The organism is Streptomyces cyanogenus (genome assembly GCF_017526105.1).
GTDB classification, from domain to species: domain Bacteria; phylum Actinomycetota; class Actinomycetes; order Streptomycetales; family Streptomycetaceae; genus Streptomyces; species Streptomyces cyanogenus.
In genome coordinates this window covers 4,789,215-4,801,724 of sequence record NZ_CP071839.1, presented here as the reverse complement: position 1 = coordinate 4,801,724, position 12,510 = coordinate 4,789,215, and the positions used below count along the sequence as shown (strand labels likewise).

The 12,510-nt window shown below is 74.0% G+C and carries 10 protein-coding genes and 1 pseudogene; 5 read left to right on the top strand and 6 right to left on the bottom strand.

What is annotated here, in order from left to right:
• Window positions 1–135: 135 nt before the first annotated feature.
• Window positions 136–403: pseudogene (locus tag S1361_RS39320) on the top strand (hypothetical protein); the annotation flags it as partial.
• A gap of 53 nt (window positions 404–456) precedes the next feature.
• Here the strand turns inward: S1361_RS39320 and S1361_RS21565 are convergent.
• Window positions 457–861, bottom strand: coding sequence for a hypothetical protein (locus S1361_RS21565; RefSeq protein WP_208033445.1), 405 nt, complete (start codon window positions 859–861; stop codon window positions 457–459).
• A 96-nt stretch (window positions 862–957) separates the two neighbouring features.
• Between S1361_RS21565 and S1361_RS21560 the strand changes: the two genes are divergently transcribed.
• Window positions 958–3,030 (top strand): NAD(+) synthase, encoded by a 2,073-nt coding sequence (locus tag S1361_RS21560; RefSeq protein ID WP_208033444.1) that lies wholly within the window; start codon window positions 958–960, stop codon window positions 3,028–3,030.
• Window positions 3,031–3,044: 14 nt separating this feature from the next.
• Here S1361_RS21560 and S1361_RS21555 read toward each other — a convergent pair whose 3' ends face one another.
• Window positions 3,045–3,758: a TIGR03943 family putative permease subunit gene (locus S1361_RS21555; RefSeq protein WP_208033443.1), complete on the bottom strand. Its 714-nt coding sequence runs from the start codon at window positions 3,756–3,758 to the stop codon at window positions 3,045–3,047.
• Window positions 3,755–4,765 (bottom strand): permease, encoded by a 1,011-nt coding sequence (locus S1361_RS21550; protein ID WP_208033442.1) that lies wholly within the window; start codon window positions 4,763–4,765, stop codon window positions 3,755–3,757. Before S1361_RS21550 ends, S1361_RS21555 begins: the two co-directional genes overlap by 4 nt.
• A gap of 159 nt (window positions 4,766–4,924) precedes the next feature.
• Here S1361_RS21550 and S1361_RS21545 point away from each other — a divergent pair, with 159 nt between their 5' ends.
• Window positions 4,925–6,748 carry an NAD-binding protein gene (locus S1361_RS21545; RefSeq protein ID WP_208036708.1) on the top strand — a complete coding sequence of 608 codons (1,824 nt, stop codon included), beginning with the start codon at window positions 4,925–4,927 and terminating at the stop codon, window positions 6,746–6,748.
• A gap of 2 nt (window positions 6,749–6,750) precedes the next feature.
• Here the strand turns inward: S1361_RS21545 and S1361_RS21540 are convergent, their stop codons facing one another.
• Window positions 6,751–8,556, bottom strand: a complete 1,806-nt coding sequence (locus tag S1361_RS21540; protein ID WP_208033441.1) for a S9 family peptidase — start codon at window positions 8,554–8,556, stop codon at window positions 6,751–6,753.
• Window positions 8,557–8,723: 167 nt separating this feature from the next.
• Here S1361_RS21540 and S1361_RS21535 point away from each other — a divergent pair, with 167 nt between their 5' ends.
• Both S1361_RS21535 and S1361_RS21530 read left to right on the top strand, forming a co-directional pair.
• Window positions 8,724–9,506: a class I SAM-dependent methyltransferase gene (locus S1361_RS21535; protein ID WP_208036707.1), complete on the top strand. Its 783-nt coding sequence runs from the start codon at window positions 8,724–8,726 to the stop codon at window positions 9,504–9,506.
• Window positions 9,507–9,564: 58 nt separating this feature from the next.
• The gene (locus tag S1361_RS21530; protein WP_208033440.1) at window positions 9,565–10,350 is read left to right on the top strand and encodes an SURF1 family protein; all 786 of its coding nucleotides are present in this window, start codon (window positions 9,565–9,567) and stop codon (window positions 10,348–10,350) included.
• Between the two features lie 222 nt (window positions 10,351–10,572).
• Here S1361_RS21530 and S1361_RS21525 read toward each other — a convergent pair whose 3' ends face one another.
• Together S1361_RS21525 and S1361_RS21520 are read right to left on the bottom strand one after the other, a co-directional pair.
• Complete coding sequence (locus S1361_RS21525) at window positions 10,573–11,649, bottom strand: hypothetical protein (RefSeq protein ID WP_208033439.1); 1,077 nt, start codon at window positions 11,647–11,649, stop codon at window positions 10,573–10,575.
• 143 nt (window positions 11,650–11,792) lie between these two features.
• On the bottom strand, window positions 11,793–12,473 hold the full coding sequence (locus tag S1361_RS21520; protein WP_208033438.1) for a SigE family RNA polymerase sigma factor: 681 nt from the start codon (window positions 12,471–12,473) through the stop codon (window positions 11,793–11,795).
• Window positions 12,474–12,510: the final 37 nt, after the last annotated feature.

Below are 12,510 nucleotides of genomic sequence, written 5' to 3'. Positions count from 1 at the left end.
CTACCTCCATACGTAGGCCCATACGGGGCTCACCCAGACTGTAACGTTGATCATCAGCGGGTCGCAAGGCCGGCCGCCGGGCACCCGGCGCGGTCGGCCGGTCCTCAAGTCGCCCTCCGTCGCGGGGCTTTGCTCAGGCAATCCAGCGATCTGATAGCCCTCGCCTGCCACCGCACGCACGGCCTGGACGTCCGGGTGACCCGCTGCTCCGAACAACCACGGTCACCACCAGTTCCCCGAGAGGACCGCAGGGGGCACGAGCGCCGGTACACGGTCGGCTGGACCGAGATCCGCACGGAGTCGGGGTCCATCCCGCGAGTGCGGTTCGCGGAGGGTGGCCACGACCGTGCGCTGGTACCGCGAGCACCGCGCCTGGTGGGAACCGCTGACGGCCCGGGTCTGACCGCTCCGGGCGGCGACCGGAGCGAGCGGCGCGGCCCCGCGCGGGCACGCCGGTCAGGACGCGGTGCGGCCCCGGCCCCGCCTGGCCAGGGTGATCACACCGGAGACGGCGGCGGTCCCGGCGAGGCTGCCGGTCAGGACCAGACCCACGCCGATCGCGAAGAGGCCGCTGGCGTCGTCCGACCAGTCGTACCAGGCCGCTGCCGTCAGCCCGGCCGTGGTGCCGAGGACCGCGCTCACCGTGCGGCCACGGGACACGGCCCAGTACACCGGCGCCGGCAGCGTCAGCACCAGCCCGATCACCTGCCAGGCCTCGTACGGGCCGGTCGTCGAGCCGTCCGGGTGCACGTCCGGCTGCTGGTCCCAGCCCAGCCAGGCGGCCCAGGCCGCCACGGCGACCAGGACCGGCACCAGGGCCGGCAGGGCGCGGGAGGCGGATGTCAGCAGTCGTCGGCGCATGCCACCAGCCTCTCGTCCCGCACCGGCACCCGCCAGAGCGAAGGTACTCAGGTGTGGCCGAGTACCCTCGCGCGACCGGGATCTAGGCTTCCAGACATGAAGGAAGCCCCGTTGAACTTCTGGTCGCTCTACAGCCACGGCTTCGCGCGCATCGCCGCGTGCACGGGCCACACCGTCATCGCCGACCCGCACGCCAACGCCGAAGCGGTGCTGCGCCAGGCCCGCGGCTGCGCGGACGAGGGCGTCGCCGTCGCCGTCTTCCCCGAGCTGGGCCTCACCGGCTACTCGATCGAGGACCTGCTGCTCCAGGACGCCCTCCTCGACCAGGTCGAGGCGGCCCTCGGCACCGTCGTCGCCGGATCGGCCGAACTGCTGCCGGTACTGGTCGTCGGCGCCCCGTTGCGCCACCGCAACCGGATCTACAACTGCGCGGTGGTGGTGCACCGGGGCCGGATCCTCGGTGTCGTACCGAAGTCGTACCCGCCGAACTACCGGGAGTTCTACGAGCGCCGGCAGATCGCCGACGGCCACGACGAGCGGGGCGGCACCATCCGGGTCGCCGGCGCCGAGGTGCCGTTCGGCGTGGACCTGCTGTTCGCCGCCCAGGACGTGCCCGGCCTGGTGCTGCACACGGAGATCTGCGAGGACATGTGGGTGCCGGTGCCGCCGAGCGCCGAGGCCGCCCTCGCCGGGGCGACCGTGCTGGTCAACCTCTCCGGCAGCCCGATCACCGTCGGCCGGGCCGAGGACCGCAAGCTGCTGTGCCGCTCGGCGTCCTCCCGCTGCCTCGCCGCCTACGTCTACGCGGCGGCCGGCCTCGGCGAGTCGACCACCGACCTGTCCTGGGACGGGCAGACCATGATCTACGAGAACGGGGTGCTGCTCGCCGAGTCCGACCGCTTCCCGGTCGGCGACCAGTACGCGGTCGCCGACGTCGACCTCGACCTGCTGCGGCAGGAGCGGCAGCGGATGGGCACCTTCGACGACAACCGCCGGGCCCACGCCGCCCGCACCGGGGACTTCCGGACCGTCTCCTTCGAGCTGGACCCGCCGCGCACCGACCTCGGGCTGCGCCGCCGCGTCGAGCGGTTCCCGTTCGTGCCCGCCGACCCCGAGCGGCTCGCCCTGGACTGCTACGAGGCGTACAACATCCAGGTCGCCGGCCTCCAGCAGCGGCTCGCGGCGATCGGCGGACCGAAGGTCGTCATCGGCGTGTCCGGCGGGCTCGACTCCACCCACGCGCTGATCGTCGCCGCCCGGGCGATGGACCGCGCCGGCCGGCCGCGCAGCGACATCCTCGCCTTCACCCTGCCCGGCTTCGCCACCAGCGACCACACCAAGGACAACGCCCACAAGCTGATGCGCGCGCTCGGCGTCACCGCCGCCGAGCTGGACATCACGCCGACCGCGCGGCTGATGCTCCAGGAGATCGGCCACCCCTTCGCCTCCGGCGAGCCGGTGTACGACGTCACCTTCGAGAACGTCCAGGCCGGCCTGCGCACCGACTACCTCTTCCGGCTGGCCAACCAGCGCGGCGGCATCGTCCTCGGCACCGGCGACCTCTCGGAGCTGGCGCTCGGCTGGTCGACGTACGGCGTCGGCGACCAGATGAGCCACTACAACGTCAACTCCGGGGTGCCGAAGACCCTGATCCAGCACCTGATCCGCTGGGTCATCAGCAGCGAGCAGTTCGACGACGAGACCGGCAAGATCCTCGCCGCGATCCTGGACACCGAGATCAGTCCGGAGCTGGTGCCGGGCGAGGAGATGCAGTCCACCGAGTCGAAGATCGGCCCGTACGCGCTGCACGACTTCACCCTCTTCCAGGTGCTGCGCTACGGCTTCCGCCCGTCGAAGATCGCCTTCCTGGCCTGGCACGCCTGGCACGACCCGGAGACCGGCGCCTGGCCGCCCGGCTTCCCGGAGGCCAAGCGGGTCGCGTACGACCTGGCCGAGATCCGGCACTGGCTGGAGGTCTTCTGCCGCCGCTTCTTCGCGTTCTCCCAGTTCAAGCGCTCGGCGATGCCGAACGGCCCGAAGGTCTCGGCCGGCGGCTCCCTCTCCCCGCGCGGCGACTGGCGCGCCCCGTCCGACGGCAACGCCAGGGCGTGGCTGGGCGACCTGGCCCGCTTCGACTTCGACGCCGCCGGAGCCGCAGCCGGGCGGTAGCCGGCGGCACCGGCTCAGGTGTTCCAGGTCTCGTCGTACGGATCGGGCGGGGCCTGGACCGGCCGGGTCGAGGTGACCTTCAGATAGGGGATGGGGCCGTCGTTGACCGGGTCGCGGGTCAGGCGGGGGGTGTAGGTGCCCGTGACCTCCAGCCAGGCGTCCGGGCGCAGGACCGGCGGCAGCTCGCCGGTCAGCGCGATCTTCACCGGCTGGGCGTCCGCGGCGCAGCAGTTGAGGGCCATGCGGACCAGGTAGGGCCGGCCCGCCCGGTCCAGGGCGAGGAAGCCGGTGACCCTTACCGGGCGGCCGTGCAGGGAGCGGCCGTGGCCGTAGGCCGCGCGGGAGGCGTAGTCCACGACCGACAGCGGCACCGGGTCGCCGGCCGGCAACGGGCCGTAGGCGTACGGCTTCTGCAGCGCCGTACCCGAGCGCAGGGCGCTGTACGAGCCGAGGGCCGGCGGGGCGATCAGGATCAGCGCGAGGAGGGGCAGCAGGAGGAGCCAGGACACGCGCGGCTCGGGGTGCGCGTGTCCCGGCCCGGACCGGCCGGCGCGGCGGCGCTCGTACCAGGCCGTCGCCACGGCCGCCGCGATCAGGACCACGCCGGAGGCCAGCAGGAGGGGGCGCAGGCCGGCCTTGACGTAGCGCAGGTACAGGTCGGTGGCGCCGGCGTGCAGCAGGGCGGCGCCGAGCAGGAACAGGACGGCCGCCTGGGCCTGGCGGTTCACAGCAGCACCGCCCCGGTCAGCACGGCGCCCGTGACGGCCAGCGCGAAGGTGGCGGGCGCGAACCGGAGCGCGAAGGCACGGCCGAAGGTGCCGGCCTGCATCGCGAACAGCTTGAGGTCGATCATCGGGCCCACCACCAGGAACACCAGCTTGGCCGTCGGGGAGAACTGGGTGAGGGAGGCCGCGACGAACGCGTCCGCCTCCGAGCAGATGGACAGCAGGACGGCCAGGACGGCCAGGGCGAGCACCGAGACCAGCGGGGTCCCGGCCGCCGCGCGCAGCCAGTCCGCCGGGACCGCCGCCTTGAGCGTGGCCGCGGCCGTCGCGCCGAGCACCAGGAAACCGCCGGCGTGCATGACGTCGTGCCGGACCGCGTCCCAGAACGCCTCCCCCTTGCCCGCGCCCTCGTGCGCGCCGTGAGCCGGGGGGCGGAGCCAGTCCGTGCGGCCCAGCCGCTGCCACAGCCAGCCCATCGCGCAGGCCACCAGCAGGCTCGCCGCGAACCGGGCCAGGACCATCTCCGGGTGCCCGGGAAAGGCGACGGCGGTGGCGGTCAGCACCACCGGGTTGATCGCGGGCGCGGACAGCAGGAAGGCGAGGGCGGCGGCGGGGGTCACGCCCCGGCGCACCAGGGCGCCCGCCACCGGCACCGACGCGCACTCGCAGCCCGGCAGCACCGCGCCCGCGACCCCCGCCACGGGCACGGCCAGGGCGGGCCGGCGCGGCAGGGCGCGCGCGAAGAAGGACGCCGGCACGAACACCGCGATCGCCGCCGACAGCAGTACGCCGAGCACCAGGAAGGGCAGCGCCTGCACGGTCACCGCGACGAACACCGTCATCCAGCTCTGCATCGCCGGCGTGCCGAGCAGGCCGCGGATCGGGGACTGGGCGAGCACGGCCAGCAGGAGCGTCAGCACCAGCACCAGCGGGGAGCTGAGCCGCCGGCCCCGCGGGGGCACGGGCCGGCCCAGGTCCGCGCCGGGCGGGGCGTCTTCGGTGATGGCCACGGGTGGTTACCTCCGGCTGCTGGACTGCCTCCCCTTGCGTACGCGAGCCGTCGCACTGCCGTTCAGGACGTTGCTGGAACCACGCAACTCCTTGGGGCACTCTTTTCCCTTGTGGCGAGCGTTCCGTATCAAGGAGGCCCGGGGGCCCGGCCGGCGCACATGGTGGTGTGCGGTGACGACGGGCTCGCGCACCGGCTGGCCGCCGAGCTGCGCGGGGTCCACGGCGAACAGGTCACGCTCGTCGTACCGCCGAACGAGCGCACCGCCCGGCCCCCCGTGGTCGGCCGGGCCCGTGCCGCGTCGGTGGCGCTGTTCGACCGCGTGGTGAGCGCCGCCGTGGGCACGGTCGGCCGGACCGGCGGCACCGGACAGCCCCCCGCCGGCACCGGAACCCAACCCCCGGAGACCGACGGCGTGCTGGAGGCGGCCGAGCTGACCGAGGCGGTGCTCGCCGAGGCCGGGGTGGGCCGGGCCGCCGCGCTGGCCCTGGTGTACGACGACGACGAGATCAACATCCGGGCCGCGCTGACCGCTCGCCGGCTCAACCCCCGGCTGCGGCTCGTCCTGCGCCTGTACAACCGGCGGCTGGGCCAGCACATCGAGGAACTCCTCGACCAGGCCGCCGCGTTGGCCGCCGGCGGCGACGAGGGCCCGGACACCAGCGCCGAGGCCTTCACGACCGTGCTGTCCGACGCCGACACCGCCGCGCCCGCGCTGGCCGCCACCGCCGTCGCCGGCACCAGCCGGGTCGTCCAGACCGAGGGCCTGCTGCTGCGGGCCGTCGAACGGCCGCTCACCGGGGACGACGGGTCCGGCAGCGGTCCGGGGCTGTGCACCCTCGCCCTGCTGTCGGGCGGCGACCCGGACGACGGCGCCGAACACCGGCCGCGGCTGCTGCCCGACGACGAGGAGGTGCGGCAGGCGGCCGGGCGCCAGGCCGTGGTGCTGGAACACGTCTCCGCCCCCGCCGGTACGGAGTCCGCCGCGCCCACCCGCCGGATGACCGGCGTCATGCCGCTCGCCTCCCTCTTCTCCCGCCGGCTGCGCTGGTCCCTGGCCGGCCTGGTCGGCTGCGTGGTCGGGCTCGCCGTCGCCCTGTGGCTGGTCACCGGCATCCACCCGGTGCGCGCCTTCTACGTCACCCTGCTCGACCTCTTCGCGATCGACGACCCGGCCCTCAAGGAGCCCCTCGGCCGCCAGCTCCTCCAACTCCTCTCCGCCCTGGTCGGGTTGCTGCTCCTGCCGCTCCTGCTGGCCGCCGCGCTGGAGGCGTTCGGCACCTTCCGCACCGCCTCCGCCCTGCGCAGACCCCCGCGCGGCCTGAGCGGGCATGTGGTGCTCCTCGGCCTCGGCAAGATCGGCACCCGGGTACTGACCCGGCTGCGGGAACTGAACATCCCCGTGGTGTGCGTCGAGTCCGACCCGGAGGCCCGCGGCCTGGCCACCGCCCGCCGGCTGCGGGTGCCGGTGGTCCTCGGCGACGTCACCCAGGAAGGCGTCCTGGAGGGCGCCCAGATCCACCGGGCCCAGGCCCTGCTCGCGGTGACCAGCTCCGACACCACCAACCTGGAGGCCGTGCTCTACGCCCGGACGGTGCGCCCCGATCTGCGCGTGGTCCTGCGCCTCTACGACGACGACTTCGCCACCGCCGTCTACCGCACCCTGCGCACCGCCTACCCCCAGGCCCTCACCCGCAGCCGCAGCGTCACCCACCTGGCCGCCCCCGCGTTCGCCGGGGCGATGCTGGGCCGCCAGGTCCTGGGCGCCGTCGCCGTGGAGCGCCGGGTGCTCCTGTTCGCCGCGATCGACGTGGACGGCCACCCCCGGCTGGAGGGCCGCACCGTACGGGAGGCCTTCCAGTCCGGCTCCTGGCGCGTCCTGGCCCTGCTGGGCCACACCGCCACCTCCGCCGACCACGTCCTGACGAAGGGCGACCGGGTGGTGGTGGCGGCCACCCGGAGGGGGCTGGCGGAGCTGCGCTGACGCTATGCGGGCAAGTGGCGCTCGGCGAACTCCAGTTCCAGTCTCACCTGCTTGATCCGCTCCTCCACGACCAGGGAGCCGTGCCCCGCGTCGTACCGGTACACCTCGTGGACCGCGCCGCGGGCCTCCAGTCTCTTGACGTAGTTGTCGATCTGGCGGATCGGGCAGCGGGGGTCGTTGACGCCGGCCGAGATGTAGACCGGGGCCTTGACCTGGTCGACGTAGGTGAGCGGGGAGGACGCGGCGAAGCGGTCCGGGACCTCCTCGGGGGTGCCGCCCAGCAGGGTGCGGTCCATGGCCTTCAGGGCCTCCATCTCGTCGTGGTACGCGGTGACGTAGTCCGCGACCGGCACGACGGCGATGCCCAGCGTCCAGGCGTCCGGCTGGGTGCCGAGGCCGAGCAGGGTGAGGTAGCCGCCCCAGGAGGCGCCGGTGAGGACGAGACGGCCGGGGTCGGCGAGGCCGGAGGAGACCGCCCACTCGCGCACCGCGGCCACGTCCTCCAGCTCGATCAGGCCGACCCGGTGCTTGAGGGCGTCGGTCCAGGCGCGGCCGTAGCCGGTGGAGCCGCGGTAGTTGATGCGGATGACCGCGTACCCGTGGTCCACCCAGGCGGCCGGGCCGGCGGCGAAGGAGTCGCTGTCGTGCCAGGTCGGTCCGCCGTGCAGGTCGAACACGGTGGGCAGGGGGCCGGTGGCGCCCGCCGGCTTCTGGACCAGGGCGTGGATACGGCCGCCGGGGCCCTCCACCCACACGTCCTCCACCGGCACCGACGGCGGACAGGTCATGCCCGGGGGGTCCAGCACCACTCCGCCGGCCGTGGAGCGCACCGCCGGGGGCTCGGCGGCCGACGACCACAGGAACTCCACGCTGCCGTCGGGGCGGGCCGTCGCACCGGAGACCGTGCCGGGCGGGGTGGGGATGCGGGTCAGCTCGCGGGTCTCCAGCTCGTACCGGAACAGCTCGCTGCGCGCCTCGAAGCCGTGGGCGATGAGCAGGGCCGAGCCGTCCGGATACCACTCGGCGCTGACGTCACCCGGCAGGTCCAGGGCCAGGTCCGTCTCCTCGCCCGTCGCGACATCCCAGACCAGCGGCTCCCAGCGGCCCCGGCGCTGGTGGCCGATGAGCAGCCGGGTGTCGCCGTCGACCGGGGCGAAGCCCAGCACCTCCAGGCCCAGCTCCTCGGTGCCGCCCTTGGTGTCGTCCAGTTCGGCGACCGTCGTGCCGTCCGGGCGGAGCACCCGCAGCGCGGAGTGCATGGCGTCGCCGTGCTCGGTGTGCTCCACGGCGATCAGGGAGCCGTCGTGCGAGAGGTCGCCGACGCCCGCCGACTCGCGGTGCCGGTAGATCTCCACCGGGTCCGCGCCCTCGCGCGCCAGGTGGATCGTCGTACCGTCCTCGTCCGTGGAGCGGCCGACGACCGCCGTGCGGCCGTCGCGGGACAGGGCAAGACCGGCCGGGTACGACGGATCGAGACCGGGCACGGCCGGCTCGTCCGGGCCGCCCGCGAAGGGCTGGCGGCGCCAGACGCCGAACTCGTCGCCGTCCTTGTCGTCGAACCACCAGATCCACGCGCCGTCCGGGGAGAGCACGCCGTCCGTCGTGCCGTTCGGCCGGTCCGTCGCCTGCCGCTGCTCACCCGTCGCCCTGTCCCAGGCGTACAGCTCGTACGTCCCGGTCGCGTTCGACACGAACAGGGAACGGTCCGGCGCGTCCTCCGCCCAGTCGGGCAGGGAGACGCGCGGTGCGCGGAACCGCTTCTCCCAGTCCGGCATGTCCGGTGTGTCCGGTGTCCTGCTCTCACTCATGGCCCCAGTCATGCGCCCATATTGCCTGGCCGCGCCGACAATTGGGTGGCGGGTATGCGCAGCCTGTGGATAACTTCCGGCGCATGAGCGTTTCCGTGCCTTCCACGTCCGTCACCGAAGGGTCCGACTCGTCCGTTCCCGACGGCTGGCGCGAGGACAACCGGGCCATGTGGGACGAGCGGGTCCCCGTCCACGTCGCCGGTTCCTTCTACGACCTCGACGGCTTCCGCACCCGCCGGGACGACCTGCGGGACTTCGAGAGGACGGAGGTCGGGGACGTCACCGGGAAGTCGCTGCTGCACCTGCAGTGCCACATCGGCACCGACACCCTCTCCTGGGCCCACCGCGGCGCCGCCCGCGTCGTCGGCCTGGACTTCTCGGCACCGGCGGTGGAGGCGGCCCGCGCCCTCGCGGCCGACCTCGGCTACGGCCCCGACCGGGCGGCCTTCGTCACCAGCGACGTCTACGACGCGGCCACCGCCGTACCCGAGCCGTCGTACGACATCGTCTACACCGGTCTGGGCGCCCTGTGCTGGCTGCCGGACATCCGGCGCTGGGCGGAGACGGCCGCCTCGCTCGTCGCGCCCGGCGGCTTCCTCTACCTCGCCGAGTTCCACCCGGTCGCCGAGACCCTGGACGACGAGACCGGCACCCGGGTCGTGCGCGACTACTTCACCCGGGACCCACAGGTGTGGAACGAACCGGGCACCTACGCCGACCTGGACGCCGTCACCGTCCACAACCGCAGCGTGGAGTGGCAGCACACACTCGGGGACGTGGTCTCCGCGCTCGCCGCGACGGGGCTGCGCATCGAGTTCCTGCACGAGCACGACGTGTCGCTCTTCCCGCGGTTCGCGAACTTCGAGGTGCGCGACGGTTACCACCGCTTCCCCGCGGACCATCCGCGCATCCCGCTGATCTACTCGCTCAGGGCGAGCCGGGTGAGCTGAGCGGGCAAGGGACGACCCGCGGCCCGGGCGCCGGCGCGGGAGCCGTACCGTGGAGGTCGTGTACCGGTTTCTGCTGACACCCCGCTGGTGGGGCATCAACGTCTTCGTGCTGCTCGCCATCCCCTTCTGCGTCTTCATGGGGTCGTGGCAGCTGGGCCGGTTCGAGGACCGGGTGCAGGACCACCGCGCCGTGACCGAACAGGTCGCGTCCGGCCGGGACGAGGCCGCGCGCCCGCTGGACTCGATGCTGCCCGTCGACAAGAGCACGGCGGGCCGGCGGGTCACGGCGAGCGGGCGGTACGGCAAGCAGCTGCTGGTGCCCGGGCGGGAGCTGGACGGCAAGCGCGGGTTCTACGTGCTGACGCTGCTGCGCACCGACTCCGGGAAGGCGCTGCCGGTGGTGCGGGGCTGGCTGCCCGGCACGGCGGACGCGGCCGAGGCGCCCGCGCCGCCCGCCGGCGAGGTCACCGTCACCGGCGCGCTGCAGGCGTCCGAGACGCCCGGAGACAACGGGGTGAGCGCGCAGGGCGGGCTGCCGGCCGGGCAGACCGCGGTGATCAGCTCGGCGTCGCTGGTGAACCTGGTGCCGTACCGGCTGTACGACGCGTGGGTCACCCTCGACAAGGGGGACGCCGGGATGAAGGCCGTGCCCGCGAGCGCGCCGAGCGGCAGCGGGCTGGACCTGAAGGCGTTCCAGAACCTGGGCTACACCGGGGAGTGGTTCGTGTTCGCCGGCTTCGTGGTGTTCATGTGGTTCCGGTTGCTGCGGCGGGAGATCGAGTTCCAGCGGGACGCTGCGCTGGGCCTGGTGCCCGAGGACCGGACAGCGGTGCCCAGCGCGTGACCGGCGGCGGCACCGGCCGGGCGTGAGGACGTTTCCCGGCGCCGGCAGGCCGCCGCTTCCGTGGGACGGGCGCCGCCCGCCGCGGTTCCGCAGGCACGCGGGGGAACTGCGCGGCCGGCCGCCACGGATCCGCGGCGGCCACATCGCACCCGCAGCACTCCCACGGCGATCACCCCGTCGGCCCGCGGAGGCCGCCGGAGGCCCCTCAAGGCCCGCGGAGCGTCACGCGCCCGGCAGCACTCCGGTGTAGTACACCGTCCCCGCGCACGCCCCCGGCACCACCGCGGTGGCCGAAGCGGCGCCGCCCTGGGCCGTGTGGGTGACCGCGATGCTGCCGTCGGCGGGGCCGTCCTCGGCGGCCAGCTGGGTGGTGGTGCCCGCCGAGCCACCGGTGTCGGTCGTACCGCCGGAGGCACTCGCCTCCTGGGTCGGCGAGGGGTCCGGCGACGGCTCGCTCGGGTCGGGGCCGCCGGTGCCGCTGCCGCCGGTGGTGGGACAGGTCTCCGAGGGGACGAAGGCGAACTTCTCCTCGTAGGCCGCTCCGGGCTGCAGGACGAGGGAGGAGACCTCCAGGGACGGGTCGGGCAGGGAGGCCGCCGCGTCCCCGGCGACATGCCGGGCGCCGAAGACCTTGGCCGGGTCGGCGGCACCCTGCGCGGTCGGCGTGACGACGCCCGGGCCGCCGAGGGTGCACGCGCTGCCGGAGATGTTGGTGACGCGGAAGGTGCCGTAGACGACGCCCGCGGTGTCGGGGGCGTTCACCGTGCCGGTGGCGGAGCCCAGCTGGGTCGGCGTGCACAGCGGGACGCCCGAGGCGCGCGTGGCGGAGGGGTTGGCGCCGCCGGCGGAACCGCCGTCGTGGCCGCCCTTGTCGCTCTTCTCGTCGCTCTTGCCGGGTTCCTTGTCCGGCTTGACCGTCGTGCCGGGGCCGTCCTTCTTGCCGCCCTTGTCGCCGCCCACGTCCTTGCCGTGGCCGGTGCCGCCCTGCTCCTGGGAGCTCTGGCCGGCCATGGCGGTGTTGGGGTCGGTGCCGCCGGACCGGGAGACGTGCACGAGGGCGGGGACGGCGGTGCCGATGAACAGGGCCGCCGCGGCCATGCCGACGACCGCCTGCCGCTTGCGGGCGCGGCGCGCGGGGACGGCGCGGCGCAGATGATCCAGGGTGCCGGTGCGCGGTTCGATGTCGTCGACCGCCGAGTGCAGCAGCCGGCGCAGGGCCAGTTCGTCGTTGTCGAGCCCGTCGAGGCTGTGGACTCCGTCGAGCCCTTCGGGGCCCTTGTCGTCGGGGCCGTGGTTCACAGTTGCGTTCCCAGCGTGCGATGGCGTGTGCGGTTGCCCGTTGCGCTCCGTCGGCTCGTGCCAGGCGTAGGGCTCGTGTCGTTCATGGGAGTGACGCTCATGGGAGTGGCCGTCATGGGAGCCGCTCCCTTCGGCGTGGTCGCTCATGCCGGTGCCTCCATGGCCACCCGCAGCGCGGCGATGCCCCGCGAGCCGTACGCCTTCACCGAGCCCAGCGATATGCCGAGGGTCTCGGCGACCTGGGCCTCGGTCATGTCGGCGAAGTAGCGCAGCACGAGCACCTCGCGCTGGCGGCGCTGCAGGCCCTTCATCGCCTTGATGAGGTCGCGGCGCTCCAGCTGGTCGTAGGCGCCCTCTTCCGCGCTCGCCATGTCGGGCATCGGCTTGGAGAGCAGCTTCAGACCGAGGATGCGCCGGCGCAGCGTGGACCGGGAGAGGTTGACGACGGTCTGCCGCAGGTAGGCGAGGGTCTTCTCGGGGTCACGGACGCGCTTGCGGGCCGAGTGGACGCGGATGAAGGCCTCCTGGACGACGTCCTCGCAGGAGGCGGTGTCGTCGAGGAGGAGTGCGGCGAGGCCGAGCAGCGAGCGGTAGTGCGCCCGGTAGGTCTCGGTGAGGTGGTCGACGGTCGTCCCGGCGGCCTCGGTCGCCACGGCACCCGCGGTCTCCTCGGCGCCGTCACGCTGACTGGGTATGCGGGCGGGCCGCGCTGCGGGCATGGGCGCGATCACCGGCATGCCGCCGGGCGTGCGGGGCCGGAGCGCCGCGCGGGGCCGCAGGGCCGTAGCGCCGCGGGCCGCAGTGAGTTCGAGTACCTCTGCCACGCCTGTTGGACACGTTTCCCCCCTCGGGGGTTGTACG